This is a genomic window from Alloacidobacterium dinghuense (assembly GCF_014274465.1).
In the GTDB taxonomy this organism is placed as follows: domain Bacteria; phylum Acidobacteriota; class Terriglobia; order Terriglobales; family Acidobacteriaceae; genus Alloacidobacterium; species Alloacidobacterium dinghuense.
This window is the reverse complement of the sequence record NZ_CP060394.1, coordinates 1,195,330-1,212,269: the sequence shown is the minus strand read 5'-3', so window position 1 is coordinate 1,212,269 and position 16,940 is coordinate 1,195,330. Positions and strand designations below refer to the sequence as shown.

9 protein-coding genes are annotated in these 16,940 nt (G+C 56.4%); 1 reads left to right on the top strand and 8 read right to left on the bottom strand.

Features of this window, described 5'->3' with window-relative positions; genetic code table 11:
- Entirely contained in the window at positions 1–1,473 is a 1,473-nt protein-coding gene (locus tag H7849_RS04870; RefSeq protein ID WP_186744618.1) for a circularly permuted type 2 ATP-grasp protein, read from the bottom strand.
- Positions 1,474–1,701: 228 nt separating this feature from the next.
- The gene (locus H7849_RS04865) at positions 1,702–3,696 is read right to left on the bottom strand and encodes a serine hydrolase domain-containing protein (protein ID WP_186744616.1); all 1,995 of its coding nucleotides are present in this window, start codon (positions 3,694–3,696) and stop codon (positions 1,702–1,704) included.
- A gap of 372 nt (positions 3,697–4,068) precedes the next feature.
- Here H7849_RS04865 and H7849_RS04860 point away from each other — a divergent pair, with 372 nt between their 5' ends.
- Positions 4,069–6,642 (top strand): PBP1A family penicillin-binding protein, encoded by a 2,574-nt coding sequence (locus H7849_RS04860; protein WP_186744614.1) that lies wholly within the window; start codon positions 4,069–4,071, stop codon positions 6,640–6,642.
- A 427-nt stretch (positions 6,643–7,069) separates the two neighbouring features.
- Here the strand turns inward: H7849_RS04860 and H7849_RS04855 are convergent, their stop codons facing one another.
- The 6 genes from H7849_RS04855 to H7849_RS04830 form a co-directional block, all read right to left on the bottom strand.
- A complete protein-coding gene (locus tag H7849_RS04855; protein ID WP_186747206.1) occupies positions 7,070–11,785 on the bottom strand; it encodes an Lhr family helicase in 4,716 nt (1,571 codons plus the stop codon).
- Positions 11,786–11,866: 81 nt separating this feature from the next.
- Complete coding sequence (locus tag H7849_RS04850; protein ID WP_186744613.1) at positions 11,867–12,682, bottom strand: CheR family methyltransferase; 816 nt, start codon at positions 12,680–12,682, stop codon at positions 11,867–11,869.
- A 6-nt stretch (positions 12,683–12,688) separates the two neighbouring features.
- On the bottom strand, positions 12,689–13,762 hold the full coding sequence (locus H7849_RS04845; RefSeq protein ID WP_186744611.1) for a protein-glutamate methylesterase/protein-glutamine glutaminase: 1,074 nt from the start codon (positions 13,760–13,762) through the stop codon (positions 12,689–12,691).
- Between the two features lie 12 nt (positions 13,763–13,774).
- Entirely contained in the window at positions 13,775–14,140 is a 366-nt protein-coding gene (locus tag H7849_RS04840; protein ID WP_186744609.1) for a response regulator, read from the bottom strand.
- Positions 14,141–14,157: 17 nt separating this feature from the next.
- Positions 14,158–14,634: a chemotaxis protein CheW gene (locus tag H7849_RS04835; protein WP_186744607.1), complete on the bottom strand. Its 477-nt coding sequence runs from the start codon at positions 14,632–14,634 to the stop codon at positions 14,158–14,160.
- Positions 14,631–16,919: a chemotaxis protein CheA gene (locus H7849_RS04830; protein ID WP_251106616.1), complete on the bottom strand. Its 2,289-nt coding sequence runs from the start codon at positions 16,917–16,919 to the stop codon at positions 14,631–14,633. The genes H7849_RS04835 and H7849_RS04830 overlap by 4 nt, the downstream gene beginning before the upstream one ends.
- Positions 16,920–16,940 lie beyond the last annotated feature (21 nt).

Here is a 16,940-nt window from a genome sequence, read left to right as displayed (position 1 = left end):
TTATTGACTCAGTACCCAGGTGTCTTTACTGCCGCCGCCTTGAGACGAGTTTACGACGAGTGATCCTTTGCGAAGAGCGACGCGTGTGAGGCCTCCTGGAACAATGGTCACCTTATCTCCGAACAGGATGTAGGGTCGCAGGTCGACGTGACGCGGCTCGATGCTGCCGTCTTCCTGGAAACATGGAGCCCGAGAAAACGAGAGCGTGGGCTGCGCAATATAGTTTCGCGGATTCGCTTCAATGCGCCGCCTGAACTCTTCACGCTCCTGCTTGGTGCTGTGTGGACCGATCAGCATGCCGTAGCCGCCGGACTCGCCCACGGCTTTGATGACAAGCTTGTCGAGGTTTGCGAGCACGTGCTGACGGTGCTTGGCGTCGGCGAGGATATATGTTTCGACGTTATTCAGGATCGGGTCCTGATCGAGATAGAAGCGGATGATTTGCGGCACGTAGGCATACAGAGCCTTGTCGTCAGCTACTCCTGTGCCGAAGGCATTTGCCAGGGTGACGTTGCCGGCACGATAGGCGTTGAACAATCCAGGAGCGCCCAGGATCGAGTCTGGGCGGAACGACAATGGATCGATGAAGTCGTCGTCTACGCGACGATAAATCACGTCGACTCGTCTCAAGCCGCCGGTGGTACGCATGTACACAATGTTGTCGTGTACTACCAGGTCACGGCCTTCTACCAGTTCGATGCCCATTTGCCGAGCAAGGTAGGTATGTTCGAAGTAAGCGGAGTTATAGACGCCGGGCGTGAGTAGGACAATCGAAGGCTCGGGTCGGCCTTCCGGCGCCAATGAACGCAAGGTTCCGAGCAACGCCTGCGTGTAGTTCTCGATGGGACGCACGCCGTAGCTGCGGAAGAGATGCGGAAGCGTTCGCTTCAGCACGCGACGATTGTTCAGCATGTACGAGACACCGCTTGGCACACGCAGGTTGTCTTCGAGGACGACGAACTCACCGTTCTCCATGCGCAGCAAATCGGTCCCGGCAACTGCGACGTAGACATTGCGCGGCACTTGCAACCCGCGCATCTGGCGGCGGAAATGCTGGCAACTGTACACTATTTCGCGCGGGACGACGCCTTCGGCGAGAATTTTTCCCTCGTGGTAAACATCGTGGAGAAACAGATTCAGCGCAGTGATGCGCTGGGTCAACCCGCATTCAATACGATCCCAATCCTCAGCGCTGATCAGTCTCGGAAGGAGATCGTAGGGAAAAATTCTCTCCGTTCCTTCTTCCTGACCGTAGACCGTGAAGGTGATGCCCTGCATCAGGAACGAGACGTCGGCATAGTGCTTGCGACGCTGCAACTCTTCCGGAGGTAACGAAGTGAGGACCTTCAGGAGCGCTTCATACTGAGGCCGGATTTCACCGTCCGCGCCGAACATCTCATCATAGGCACGGTCCAGGCAATACTCGCGCAGCAGCGGGTTCTGCGAATGGCCTTGCGGAAGCGTTGTACTCATCAACACCCTTGACCGTTCCCGAGCTACCTGCGCCGTTGTGGAAACACGATGTCCTGAGGTTGCGATCGAACCGTTTCCCAATTCACTTTCAAATGTCTCGAACCAACCTTTATGCAGGCCGTGTTACAGCGCAAGGTGATTTTGTTTGTAGCACGTCTTGCAAATGCCAGCAAGAAATAGTGCACTGCTGAGGGAATCATCGCCGCCAATTCCCTGCTCTTCTGGCGCTCAAATGCGCTTTACCGGTCCAATGAGATTCCAGTGGATAGCAAGGACGCTCAGGAGCAGGCAGGCCAGAGCGACGAGTGAGTACTTTACCCGCGTGATGTTACGGATGCCAGCCCGCTTCCAGATGCGAATTCCCGAAAAGATTGCACAAAAGCTCAGCATCAAAGCCAATGCTGTCACGAGATTGATCAGGAAAAAATACTTATCCCATGCCGGTGTTGGCGGCAAAAAGTCGTCCCCTTTTGCGGCAAAGAAACCAGCAATGGCCGACAACATTACGACCCATACCCATGCGGCTGTCTGTGAGATGAATGGAAGCCACTTGGTTCCCGATTGCGGTGCGGGCTTGCTCCGCTTCCGCAGAACAATTCTTCGACACAGCCGGCTCAGCGATGCAATAACCACTGCCAAAAGAATGGCGAGACTTGCTCCTGCAGCAGTCAACACCAACTTACTGTTGTCATACCAAGATACGCGCTGGCCTTGCACGCCGGGGAAATCGTGGGCCAGTCGAATCACTCTTCCCCGCTCATCGCGAATTGCGAAAAGCTTGCGTTGGCCGTCGATCTCCTGCCAGAGATCTTTGCCGATCGGCTTCCACTTGATGGGATGATTGCGAAGATCCGTGATGTCCTCGATATGAAGAACTCCGTCCTTGTCGACTTTTGCGCTGTGTTGATTGAAGAGGTCTCCGAGTCTCAGCCTGGTGCTGTCTGCACGACGCGTGCTCTGGTATGTTCCCTCAATCGCGTCGAGTTCATAACGCGGCAGGTTGACGAATGTCTGCTTGCTGTTGCCCGGAAAATACCGATCGGAAAACATATCGATGATTTCAGGCCGCGGTTTGTCCCCAGCGCCCGCTGAATTATAGGAAACGAAGAGCACGAGCTTTTCTTTAGGCTCGACGAAAAAAAGACTGTGAAATGCGATCAAGTCGCCCTCATGGCCAATCCAACGCAGGTTGTTGCGCCACGTTTGATAAAAACCCATGCAGAGGGGTGGCATCTGGTCATTGGCGCGAAACTGCGGAGTCCACATCTGGGCGAGTGTTTCAGGCTTGAGGATGCGCTGCCCGTCGAGTTCTCCGCCGTTCAGCAGGGCCATGCCGAAACGTCCCATATCAGAAGCGGTAGAAGAGAGCCCGCCTGCGCCGACTGGGTTGAAAATCTCGAAGCCTACCGCAGGCTTTTCTGTGTTGCCGCGATATCCCTCGGAAGGCAGGGACGACAGAGCTTGGTGCGGTGGCTCGTAGAACGTCGAATGCGTCATTCCCAGCGGGCTAAAGATGTGGTCGGCGACGTATTGCTCGAACGGTTCTCCGCTCACACGCTGGACAATGTAACTGGCCAGACCGACGCCATAGTTGGAATAGGCGGGAACGACTCCCGGTGGAAATAGTCTGCGAGGCTGGTTCTGGATTAGATAATCTCGAAGGCTGAGCGCCCACCTCGGGTCGGTAATGATGATGTCGCGTAGAACCTCTTCGAATCCTCCGGTGTGCGTCATCAGGTTGCGCAGCGTAATCGGCTTTCCGAAGGCTGGCTCAATTTTGAAATCAAGATACTGATTGACATCTGTGTCGAGGTTGAGCTTGCCCTGCTCTTCAAGCTGCATGATGGAGACCCAGGTGAACAGCTTGGAAATGGATGCGAGACGGAAGATGGTTGTGTTGGGATCGACCGGCTTCTTCGTCTTCTCGTCCGCGTAACCGTAGCCCTTCTGCAGCAAGACGTTGCCGTCCTTCATCACCAGAACGGCTGCCCCGGCAATATCGCTGCGCTCCAGTTGCATGGGGAGTATTCCATCAAAAAACGCCTGCAGATCGGAGGCATCGAGGGCATGGCCGCCAGCAGGAACAGTCGGTAATGTCTGCTGGTCTGCATGCGTTGGCTGTAGAACGGGGGCAGGACCAACTGGCGCCTGAGATGGTTGCGCTAATGCCGAGACAGCTATAGGGAAACTCAACCAGAAAACTACGGTGCGAAATAGTGTCATGCTGGCTCCGCAGCGCAAAGGTGCGGACCATTCTAGCAGCACTGGAAAATGTGCTGTCCGCCGGATTTGGTTACTTGATGGAAGGCAAACGCTAGCGCAAAAACAACTGCGGCCGGAGAGGAACCTGATTAGGTAATACAACCTTTCCGGCCTCAAGCGGAGGAATCGAGACTACTTCTTTCTTCGATTCCGCGTCTTACAGATGGCTCTCTCGACATTCCAGACCAGCAGGTTGCACCTGTGGGGTTCGCTGCAGCCGTGGGACCGAGGCGTGAAACGGCCTGGAACCGTTAGAATTGAAGGTGGTAGTCCGCATTGGCCCTGAAAGTAAAACTCGCCCCCCGATCTTTCTCTGGCAAGCCACTTAATCGCATGGTGCTCAAAATAGCAGGCGTAGCGGTAGGCATTGTCGCTCTCTTCTTTCTTCTTGTTTTTAGCTTCTACTACAACAAGTACAAACATATTGTTGACGAACGGCTGGAAAGACCGCTGTTCACGAATACGGCGAAGATTTACGCCGCACCCCATGAGGTTCGGCCGGGGCAAAAGCTGACTGCCAGTTTTGTGGCGCAGGAACTGCGCTCAGCCGGCTATACAGAAGATGGCGCCAGTCCCGTGTCGCCCATGGGAACGTATTCGCTCAATGCACGGAGTATCACCGTTCATCCTGGTGCGCAGTCCTATCATGCACCAGACAGCGCGACGATCAGCTTTGAAGGCAGCACCGTAAATCAGATCACGGACGCCAATGGGGAACAGCTTGCCGCCTATGAGCTCGAGCCCTTACTCGTCACCGGACTTTCCGACCAGACCCGTACGAAACGGCGGCTGGTGACTTACGATGAGTTGCCGCACGATCTGATTCTGGCTGTGACCTCGATTGAAGATCGCAGGTTCTTTGAGCATGGAGGCGTCGATTATGTCCGCCTGCTGGGCGCCATGCGCAGTGACCTGCTCTCGCACCGGTATCGTCAGGGCGGATCGACCCTCACGATGCAACTCGCGCGCGGCTTCTTCCTGTCACCTGAAAAGCGCTTCAGACGCAAACTGATCGAGATTGTTATTACGTTCCAGCTTGAACACCGCTTCACGAAGCAACAGATTTTTCAGATGTACGCCAACCAGATTCCTCTGGGGCAGCAGGGCAGCTTTGCCATCAATGGATTTGGCGAAGCTGCGCAGGCATATTTCGGTAAGGATGTGCGTCAGTTGAACCTGCAGGAATGTGCTTTGCTGGCTGGGTTGATTCAGAGCCCGAGCCGCCTTAATCCTTACCGGCACCCGACGCGAGCGCTTGAACGCCGCAACGTTGTGCTGGATGCGATGGTCGAAACGGGAAGTGTTACCAAGGAGCAGGCAGAGGAGGCTAAAGCTAGTCCGCTGAAACTGGCGACGCAGAGCGTAGATGCGAATGAGGCTCCTTACTTTGTTGACCTGGTGCGTGACCAGATCGTGCAAAAGCTCGGTGATGCGGAATACAACCAGCAAGGCCTGCGGATTTATACATCTCTCGATCCTCAGCTGCAGGCTACCGCTAGCGAAGCCATCAATGAGGGTATGAAGCGCGTGGATGACCTGGTGACGAAGATGCACACGCACCGCGCATCCAAGAATGCTCCGGCAACTGTCGACAGCAACATTGTGTACCCGCAGGTAGCTCTGATCGCGCTCAATCCTCATACGGGGCAAGTACTGGCACTTGTGGGCGGGCGCAACTATGGAATGAGCCAGTTGAATCATGCGGTAGCGCATCGCCCCACAGGATCGATCTTCAAGCCGTTCGTCTACGCGGCGGCGTTTAACACCAGCCTGTCGGGAGCGCAGCTCACGAATAGCGACGGTGTGAGCGGGGTCTTCACTCCTGTCACTATGCTGAACGATGAACCGACAACATACACGATCGGCGACCAGGAATATACTCCGCACAATTATCACAACGAAGAATACGGTGAGATTACGGCCCGGTTTGCATTACAGCAATCACAGAATGTTGCGACGATTGCTCTTGCGCAGATGGTGGGATTCAACAATGTGGCTTCTTTGGCGCGTGACGCCGGCATCAAATCCGCGCGAGGAACGCCTTCCGTAGCCATCGGGGCATATGACGCCACTCCACTTGAAATGGTAGGCGCATACACTGTCTTCGCCAATGCCGGGGTAAAGATCGATCCTTGGATGCTTGCCTCGATACGCAATGCGAACGGTGATGTGATCAGCGACTATGCACCAACCAGCAAGCCGATTCTGGATCCGCGCGTTGCATATCTGACAACCAGCCTGATGGAAAATGTCATTAACCACGGTACAGCTGCCGGTGTCCGCGCCATGGGATTCTCTGCTCCAGCGGCTGGCAAGACCGGAACGTCGAACGATGCCTGGTTTGCCGGATACACCTCGAATCTGCTGTGCATCGTTTGGGTGGGTAATGACGACTACAGCGACATCAAGCTTGACGGAGCAAAAGCAGCAGCCCCGATCTGGGCTGAATTCATGAAGCGTGCTGTTGCGCTGCCGGAATATTCGGACACAAAGGATTTTGTGGCTCCGGAAGGCGTGACTGAGGTGCAACTGGACAAAGGCACCAACCTTATTGCCGACGCAGCTTGCCCAGGCAATTCTTATGCCGCCGCTTTTCTGGATGGAACACAACCCACCGACACCTGCGACCACTCGAACGGTGACCAGCGAAATCTTTTCCAAAAGATCTTCGGGCTTGGCGAAAAACCCGTCGGGCCTCCACCGCCAGCTCAGGCGCAACAGCCTGTCCCGCAACCGGTGAGACCAATGAATCCTCCGTCGAATCCTGCACAAGGAGCCGTAGCGGACAATCAGCAAACACAAACGCAGCAGCCCAAGAAGAAGCGCGGATTTTTCGCCCGCCTGTTTGGCAGCGGCAAAAAGGATGACCAGCAGCAACAACCACAGCCCCAGCCCAATCCCCAATAGCCGATGAGCGTATGCCTGGATTTCCCGTATGCGTTCCTTCAGTGGCGAATCTTGTCACATCAAGCCAATTCGCGACACTTGGCCGCGCGTCGCCCCCAATGCGATCCGCACACCGATTCCGGTGTGACGACCTGCCAGGCTTCTTAACGAAATCTGTCAAGAGCGAAAAACCCCTTCGAGCCTGTAACCGCTTCATTCCAAAGCGAAAAAACCTCGCCCAATTTGGCCGACTTTCCTTTCCAGTCAGCTATAATGGATATAGAAGCTCTGAAAACCCGCCTCAAAGTAGGCGGGTTTTTCTATTGGGTGTAAACCTTTCAAAATCAAATAGATGCTCATAAGCTAAATGGAATGAAATAAGTAGAGCAATCTCAGAGAAAATGGCTTATTTTCAATAATTTATTGGACAGGGGTATGCTCACTCGGGTTATTGCACCTCGGCTGAAACAGACTGCAATGGCGGCATGCGGCGCACGTTGAAACCAGGCGGAGCGGCCTGAAATCCCGCGTCTTGCAGAAAGCGCGACAGCGGATGCATATGCACAGGCTGCCCATTGATGGTTGAGATCAGCAACCCACCGCGATGGCGCGCCTCCCCTTCCTGACGCATCTCCTCTAGCGCCAGATGGACGAGAAATGCGGCGAGATCGCGCGCGGCATTCCCGCGTTCCGGCTCATCGGACGGCAGAAAGACCAGGATATTCGGATTGTTGCGGCGCAAATATCCGATGAGTTCGCCATTGCGCAGGATGACCGTTGCTCCAACGCTGCGCGCCAGTGAGCGCATTCCACTTTCGTCGACGCCTTCAACCTGCACCGTTGGCCACGGAAGCACAGCGCCATATGGATTTGCGGGATCGGTTGCAGCAAGCGATAGGATTTCCGTTCGATCCGGTTGTGAAGTGCCGCGCAGCGACCGAAGAAGGTCGACCGCGGAAGGCAGCGCGAACTGCGTGGCTCCTAAACCGGCAACAAAGTAACCGCGACGGACGCGGCCGCTTTCTTCTAGAGCCTTCAGTACGTCGTAAATTGCGCTGAAGCCGCCCGGGATGTTTTCCTGCTTTACCGATTCGCGCGATACGATGCCATATCGATTCAGCAATTGCTGCGCGATGGCGTGACTCCATTCTGTTGGAGAGACTGTTGAACCCGGCAGAAGACCCCAACGACCTTGCGCGCTTGGCGGTGTGGTTCGGCGTGAGCGAAAGCTTTGAACATTGTGCTGGCGTTTCGTAGGCCTTGATGTATATGGACGGGTTACATACGCGCGCAGTGAGTGAAATGTGTCGTTCGTAACAACGCCTCGCCATACCATGTTCCAAAGAGCGTCCAGCGTTTCTCCGGGATATCCGCCTCCAACTGTTTCATGTAGTTTGCTGAAAAAGAGTGCTCCCCTTTGTTGCAGTGCCGTGATGATTGCCTCTTCCCGAGAACTTGGGCCATCTTTTTCGTTGGGTCTAGCGAGCGCGGGAGGGAACAAAGCCGTCATCTTGTCGGCGAGATAAAGCGCAATGCGCCCGTCGCGCTCTCCAAGGGGATCGAGCCCGCACCAGATAATTTCTCCCGCAGCGATCAGAGTATCGAGATCGGAGGGCGAGTATTTCGCCAAGCGCGCCGGCAGGATCGTCGACTCCAACAGAGATGCCGGAAGTGGTGCTCCCTGCAGATTTTCAATCGTATCGAGCAGGGCATCGAGACCGCGTCTTCGCTGGAGAACGCCTTGCCAGTGCGTCTCAAGCCGGGCAAGCATCTGCTGTTCTACGGGCTCGATTTCTTTTCGCAGCCGCGCCAAGGATTTTCTGCGAATCATGCGCAACACTTCCGCATCGCACCATTCGCGGTGGACACCGCCTGGACGAAAGCCGCCTTCTACGATGCGGCCATCGAGAAGCAACGCGCGCAGTACTGACTCTGCTTGTGATTCAGCCAGACCAAATCGTTGCGAAACATTCTGTAACGTGAACGGACCGTGAGTGCGGGCATAGCGGCGAATCAGTTCGAGCCTTGGTGCGGCTACCGGTTCGAGTAGTTGCTTTGGAATTCCCGGAGGCACCGGAATGCCGAGCGCATCGCGGTAGCGCGCAGCGTCTTCTACTGGGATCAGGCGTTTCTCGCCCGCGATCTTGATCTCCAGCAAACGCTTTGCCCGCAAGAGCCTATCCACAGAAGCAAGCAGGTCCTGAGAAGCGAGCCGGAGCGAAAGCTCTTTTTGTGAAAGATCGCCTAGGCGCAGCAACAGATCGTGCATGGCATCGGCCGATCGGGCACGGTAGTTTTCTCCGAGCATCTGCAGTTGCTCTTCTACCTCGGCAATCGCATCGGCATCCAGGAGTTCGCGTAGATCGGCATCGCCGAGGAGATCCTGAAGCTGCTCCTGATCGATGGAGAGGGCTTGCGCCCGGCGCTCTGCCAAAGGAGCATCACCGTCATAGATGTAGTTCGCCACGTAGCTGAAGAGCAGCGATGAGGCAAAAGGCGACGGGGTGCGGGAATCAGCCACGTGAACCCGAATCTGGCGTTTTTCGATCGCGCGTAAAACTTCCAGAAATGCCGGCATATCGAAGACATCCCGTACGCATTCGCGGTAAGCCTCCAACAACATGGGGAAAGAGGGATAGCGCGCGGCCACAGAGAGAAGGTCGTAGGCGCGTTTGCGCTGCTGCCAGAGCGGCGCTCGGCCCTGCGCGCGACGTCGAGGCAGGAGAAGCGCTCGCGCCGAGCTTTCACGAAATTTCGCCGCGAAGAGTGCTGTGGTTCCAAGCTGACGCAAAACAAAATCAGATGCTTCCGCTGGATCGAGGAGCAGGATCCCGGAATCCGGCGCTGCTTCGGTGTCCGGAAAGCGGAGAACGAATCCGTCATCGGCCCACATCGTTTCTACATCGACTGCACCCATGGCACGGAGTTTTCCGCTGATCGCCATGGCCCACGGCGCGTGAACGCGATTGCCGAAGGGAGTGAGCACGCAGACACGCCAGTCGCCCAGTTCATCGCGCACACGCTCGATGACGATGGTCTGGTCATCTGGGACAGCGGTAGTCGCAATCTCCTGATCGGCGAGAAAACGGATGAGATTTTCAGCGGCAACCGGATCGAGATCGTGCTCGCGAACGAGGCGGCTGATCGCAGCGTTCCTCGGCATCTCGCGCAGTTCGCGTACCAACTGTCCGATGCGCTTGCCAAATTCGAGAGGGCGGCCGGCGCTGTCTCCATGCCAGAAGGGCATCTTGCCCGGCTCACCCGGAGCGGGCGAAACGAGAACACGATCATGAGTGATTTCATCAATGCGCCAAGTCGAGGCGCCGAGAATGAATGTTTCCCCAGTGCGGCTTTCGAAGACCATCTCTTCGTCGAGTTCTCCCACCCGCACAGGCTTGCCTTCGGTGCCGGAAAGGAAAACGCCATATAGACCGCGATCCGGAATCGTGCCACCGTTGAGGATGGCAAGGCTCTTTGCGCCCTCGCGCGGCGTGATAATGTCGTGCACTCGATCCCATGTAATACGAGGGCGTAATTCTGCAAACTCGTCTGAAGGATAGCGGCCAGCGAGCAGATCGAGCACTCCATCGAAGGCGCCGCGGCTGAGCGAGGCAAATGGCGCTGCGCTGGTGACGATGCGGAACAGATCGGCCGTGGAGACTTCTGCGTTTGCCGGCGGCTGGCCCTTTGTCCGAGGAATAGAGGTCCGCGGAGGTTGCGCGACCGTAGCGACGATCTGCTGGGCCAGCACGTCCAGCGGATTGCGCAGATAACGCGTCGACTCAACCAACCCTTCATGCATGGCTCGCGTCACGGCGGCGCAGGCAACGAGATCAGCACGATACTTGGGAAAGATGATGCCTTCGCTTGGCGCGCCTACTTGGTGGCCCGCTCGCCCGATGCGCTGTATGCCGCTGGCGACGGAAGGAGGCGCTTCCACCTGGACCACGAGATCGACCGCGCCCATGTCGATGCCAAGTTCAAGCGTCGAAGTGGCGACAAGAGCCTTGATGGATCCCGCTTTGAGTTGCTCTTCGATTTCGGTACGCTGTGCAGCGGCTAGAGAGCCATGATGGGCACGCGCGATCGGTTCATTGGCAAGTTCGTTGAGCGCGCCGGCAAGGCGTTCTGCGATTCGCCGATTATTCACGAAGATGAGCGTTGACTGACGTTCGCGAACAATTTCGAGGAGTCTTGGATGTATCGCGCTCCAAATGGAAGTGCGCTTTGGCCCCTGAGATGCGGCGCCACTCGGTATCTCCTCTGGCTGGCCAAGCTTCGCCATATCCTCGACTGGAACTTCAATGCGAAGCTCAAGTCTCTTGGGCTCGCTCGCGTTGATGATGGTGACTGGGCGAAATGCCGGAGCTCGATCTTTGCCGATCGCATCGACATCGGAGGTCCATTCTTTTTCGAGCGCAGTGAGATTATCGTCTGTCTTTGCTGTTGATGGTGGCGGTCCATCACAGCCTGCCAGAAAATGTGCTACCTCCTCAAGCGGGCGTTGCGTAGCGGAAAGACCGATCCGCTGGACGCGCTTCTCGGTGATCGCTTCAAGGCGTTCAAGGCTAAGAGCGAGATGGGCTCCCCGCTTGGTGGGCACAAGGGCATGGATTTCATCGACAATGACGGTATCCACGGTGCGCAGAGATGCGGCTGACTCAGAAGTCAGAAGCAGATACAGCGATTCCGGCGTGGTGATCAGAATTTCCGCAGGATGACGACGGAATCGGCTACGCTCTTTTTGCGGAGTATCCCCGGTGCGTACGCTGATTTCCGGCTGAGAAAAGGCCGCGCCTCGTTGCCGGGCCATGTTCGCAATTCCAGCCAAAGGCGAGCGTAGATTGCGTTCCACATCAACGGCCAGCGCCTTGAGAGGGCTGATATAGACGACCCGGCATCCTTTCACTGCTGTCTCACGCTGTCGAAGCATGAGCCGATCCAGGCACCAGAGAAATGCTGTCAGCGTTTTTCCTGTTCCTGTCGGAGCAAGGATCAAGGTGCTCTCACCCCGAGCGATTGCGGGCCAGCCGAGACGCTGAGGTGAGGTGGGCTTGTCGAAAACGGCTCTAAACCAATCTGCTGTTACCGGATGAAAGAGATGAAGCACCTCCTTAAAACCGGCGTTGTCCGTCTCGATCTTCTTGATTCGCCGCTTCTCCACCCATGGCCTCAGCAAGCAGGATATCCGCCTGCACAATAAGATGCTCAGGCATTTTGATGCAATGGAAGGGGCCGCGACGTTTCAGCGCGGACTGTAGTAGCAGGTCTTGTCGTCAAGAGCCGGCTGCCAGAGATCGAGTTGCGCGGGCTGCTCGCTCGAACCGAGAATCAGGAATCCGTCTGACTGCAGGGCAACGTGAACATTTTGAAGGACGCGTTTTCGTGTGGCGTCGGAAAAGTAGAAAAGCACATTGCGCATGAGGATGCCGTCGTATACATCCAGCGCTGGTAAGGTGTGGCTCAGGTTCCGTTGCTGAAAGTGACAAAGAGAACGCAGCTCCGGTGTGACCTCCCATTCGTCATCGTCGCGCGTGAAGTACTTGAGCAAGAGACGAGCAGGCAAGCCGCGGTTGATCTCCATGCGTTGGTAACGGCCGGACTGTGCGCGGCGAATCATGTCTGCATGAATGTCCGTGCCTACGATCTCTATCTTCCACTCGGCAATTTGAGGGAAATGGTATCGAATGAGCATTGCCAATGAATAGGCTTCCTGACCACTGGAGCATGCAGCGCTCCAAAATCGCAGACTGCGCTGCAGGCCACGGCGTTCGATCAGTCTCGGCAGCAGCTCGTTGCGCAATAACTCGAATGGGGCCTGATCACGGAAGAAACTAGTCTCATTGATCGTCATAGCCTCGACCACTGCCTGATCAAGCATGGGATCCGCCGCAAGTCTTAACCTGCGGACCAGGTCATCGATGCCCGACATGCCATGCACTTGCAGCAGGCGATAGAGGCGCGCATCGAAAATATCGTTGCGTGAGGGATCAAGGATGTTCTCTGAACGGCTCTGGATAAACTTTCGCAGGAAACTGTAATCCGTCTCGGTAGAAGGCATGTGCAATCACTCCTTCGCTGCGAGAGTAGCGTGACGTGACGAACAAAGACGGATCAGTTCGGCCGCGATGGACGGAAGGGGCAGAATGCGATCTGCCAATCCGGCGTCGGCAACAACACCGGGCATGCCCCAAACAGAGCTGCTCGCGCGGTCCTGCACGAGGATTCTTCCTCCTGCGCGGCGAATGGATTTGCAGCCTTCCAAGCCATCGGCACCCATTCCGGTGAGTACCACGCCCAGCACAGCATCGCTGTAAACCTGCGCGGCTGAACGAAAAAGCATATCGACCGAAGGACGGCAGTAGTGCTCCGGTGCGGCTTGCGAGAGATGAAGTAAGTGTCCATAGCCAAATGGGGTCTGGACAAATTCGAGATGCCAGTCTCCGCGAGCAATCGAGACCGTTCCGGGCTCGGGAAGCATGCCGGTCGCCGCTTCGCGCACATTGAGGGCACATTCACGATTCAGTCTCTCGGCCAGAAGAGCAGTAAAAAGCCGAGGCATGTGCTGGACAATGACGATTGGAACGGGGAAATCTGCAGGCAGCATAGGCAGTAAGGTTTGAAGAGCGGCAGGACCTCCGGTTGACACTCCAATCGCGACAATCTCTGGCGTCCTCTGCAGCCGGGTTTTGCCTCCTGCGTAACCAGCGAGGATGACGCTGAGTTGTGGTGCTGGAAACAGAGCTTTGATCCGCGGAAGAAGCTCACGCATAAGCGTAGCGACTGCATCCGCAGCGCCATTCTGCACGGTCGGCTTTGTAACATAGTCGGTCGCCCCTTGCACCAGCGCATCAAGGGTGATGCGAGCGCCACGACGTGTGAGGGTGCTGCACATAATGATCTTTACTGTGCTGTGCCGTGAACGCAGTTCGGCCAGCACTTCAAGGCCATTCATGCGCGGCATTTCAATGTCCAGAAGAATGAGGTCTGGTCGAAGCCGCTCGACGGCATCGAGAGCTTCGATACCATCTTTCGCCATTCCTGCCAACTCAATGGCGGGATCCGAGGCGAGCACCATGCGCAGAAGGCTGCGCATCACGAGGGAGTCGTCCACTACAAGGACACGAATTGGTCGGGGCATCGAGATCGAACCTTATGCGATGCCAATCATCTGGAGCTTGTCGATGAGCGCGTCAGCGTCAAAAGGTTTCATCAAGTATTCATCCGCACCGGCTTCAAGCGCAGCTTCGATGAAGGCATGGTCTGCCTCCGACGTCACCATCATGATCTTCATCGACCTTGTTTCCGGATTGCCTCGCATCGCCTTCACGCATTCCAGCCCGCCCATGACGGGCATGTTGACATCGACGAGAGCAAGATCACAGACGCCGTTCCTCTGCATCGCGTCTAGCGCCAGCCGTCCGTCCTCTGCTTCGATGCATTCGAGTCCCTGCTTTTCCAAAAGCAGTCGCAAGTAACTTCGGATGGAACGCGAATCATCGACGATAAGCGCACGCATATTCTTTCCCTCATCGCTCAAGCGGGGGATGTTTCTGCAAGACACATCGGATCGAGACGATCCGGATCGAGCATCACCAGAAGAGCGTTATTGAGTTTGTAAGTTCCGGCAAACAGCGCTTTGCGGCGATCATCGAGAGTTGAGGGGTTGCTCTCGAAATTCGCAGGCTGCACCGTCATCACTTCACCTACCTCGTCCACCAACAGGCCGAAGTATCCATCGCCGCCTTCAAAGACGAGGATGTCTTCCACGGCATCGTGCTCCGGCAGATCCACCAACCTGCGTAGCGAAACAGCCGTCAGTACCTCGCCACGATAGTGCACCAACCCGCCGATGTAGCTGGGAGCAAGTGGAACAGGCTGCTTCGCAGGCCTTCCCAGAATTTCCAGAATGCGGGTTACAGGAACGCCGTAGAGCGTCTGGCCCACACGAACAGAACACATCTCGATGCCTTCGTCCTGTGCGTCAGTCTGCAGTAGTAGAGTAGGCATCATGCGGACATCTCAACAATTCCAACTGGTTTCCATGTCTCCACGAATTCGCCCGAAAGCGGGTGCGTGCCGTGCAATGCCGGGATGCTTCGAAGATCGACGATGCTTGTCACTTTGTCCTTTAAAAGGATGGCATCCTGCGTCGCAGCATTGGTTCCGGCCTCAGTCAAAGACTCGCCCGGAGCCACGTCTAGAACCTGCGTGACGGCGACTCCTACGTGACGCTGCCCGTCGCGGCAGACGACCACCGTCATCTCGCTCTCTGGTGATTCTGCTCCAACATCCGTTCTGTCTTTGAGCGGCAGAAGTGTGCCGTCAAAACGCAAGACAGGGATACCGTTTAGCCACTCCATTTGCCCACGCGGAATGCGCTCAATCCGTAACACGCTATCCAGAGGTACTGCCGAATGCTCGCTCGCGGATTGCATCAGCAGATATTCGGCAGTTCCTTCCTTCAAATTTCCCCCCAGAACCTCGGGCTCGTCATCTTCAAGCGCCATGCCGATATTCGATTGTGTGGCGATTGCTCCGGGATCAAGAATCAAAGCCATCTCACCGTTGCCCAGCACTGTCGCTCCCGAAAAGAAACCGATTCTCTTGAGCACCGACGACAATGGCTTGACCACAATCTCTTCCGGGTCCGCAAGGCTGTCGACCACCAGGCCATAGCGGCGGCCTTCCGCATTCAAGACGGCGATATATACTTCACGCGGCTCTTCTGACCGCGTATGTTGTTTAAGAAGAGAACCAAGGAAGATCAGCGGGAGGAGTTTGCCCCGCAAACGGTACAGCGCCGCACCCTCCATCCACTCCACTTGCGCGCTGACCTGGTCGGAAGAAAGGTGCACGAGTTCAGAAAGAGCCCCCTGAGGCAACGCGAAGCTCTGGCCTCGGCTGTGCACGATCAAGGCAGGCACAATGGCCAGGGTGAGCGGAATACGTAGGCGCAGCGTTGTTCCCTTGCCGACACGGCTGTCGATCTCAACCTTGCCACCAATTTTCTCCACGTTGGTGCGCACCACGTCCATGCCGACGCCGCGCCCGGAGACATTCGTAATGGCCTCAGCGGTGGAGAATCCTGGCAAGAAGATCAACTGCATCAACTCGCGGTCGGAAAGCTGCGCTGCGCGTTCGCGGGTGATCAACTTGCGCTCAAGGGCTTTGTCACGGATGCGCTCAACCTTCATGCCGCCACCGTCATCGGAGACTTCGATGACAACGTGGCTGCCCTCCTGATAGGCACGCAGCCGCAGCGTGCCTTCCAGGTCTTTGCCGGCGGCCTCGCGGAGGTGCGGCAACTCGATGCCGTGATCGATAGCGTTGCGAACAGAATGCGTCAGCGGATCTTTGATGGCTTCGAGCAGGCTCTTGTCGAGTTCCGTCTCCTGCCCTTCCATGACCAGACGTACCCGCTTGCTCAGCTGCTGCGCAAGATCGCGCACCATGCGCGGAAACTTCGAGAAGACATGGCTGACAGGCTGCATGCGCGCCTTCATCACTGCTTCACGCAGATCGGCTGTTACCATGTCCAAGCGACGCGAGAGCATGGCCAGGCTGGCATCGGCGCCGACCATCTGCAGGATCTGATTTCGGGTGAGCACAAGCTCCCCCACGAGATTCATCATGCGGTTGAGCAGATCCACGTCGACGCGCAGCGTCGATTCGGCTGCGTTCACCGCTGCCCTCGCCTGCGCGATCTGTGGCTCGGCTTGATAAACCTCGATGGCCCTGCTTTCCTCTTGCGGCCTCGCGATCTCCGCGTCACTGAGCGGCGTGATCGCAGCGGGTGATGCAGCCTTTGGTTTGCGCGCCCGCTTCTTTCTTGCGGCAGCATGCGGAGAAGAGCACACCTCGGGAAGCGAGACATCTTCGAGAGACCTTCCTGATGTCTGCGCGTTGTTCTCACCTGTCGAAGGCTGCTGCAATGCGTTCAGACGATGGATCATCGCGGCATGATCCTCGCCGCCTTCCTTCCCGCTTGCTTCAATCTGTCCAAGAATTTCGCGCAGGATATCGAGCAAGGCAAGCAGACCACTGACAATGTCTGCGTTGGCCAGAAGCTTGCCGTCGCGCAGTAGACCAAGCAGATTTTCTCCGGCATGAGCCAGCGATTCCAGTCGTAAAAAGCCGAGAAAACCCGTGGTTCCCTTGATGGTGTGCACAGTACGAAAGATCTCAGCCAGAAGCTCGCGGTCCTCGGGGCGTTCCTCCAGATCGGTCAGGCACCGCTCCATGCGGTCCAATCCTTCCTGGCTTTCGATCAGAAATTCTCGCGTCAACTCGTCCACACCTCTACTATCGGGTGGAAG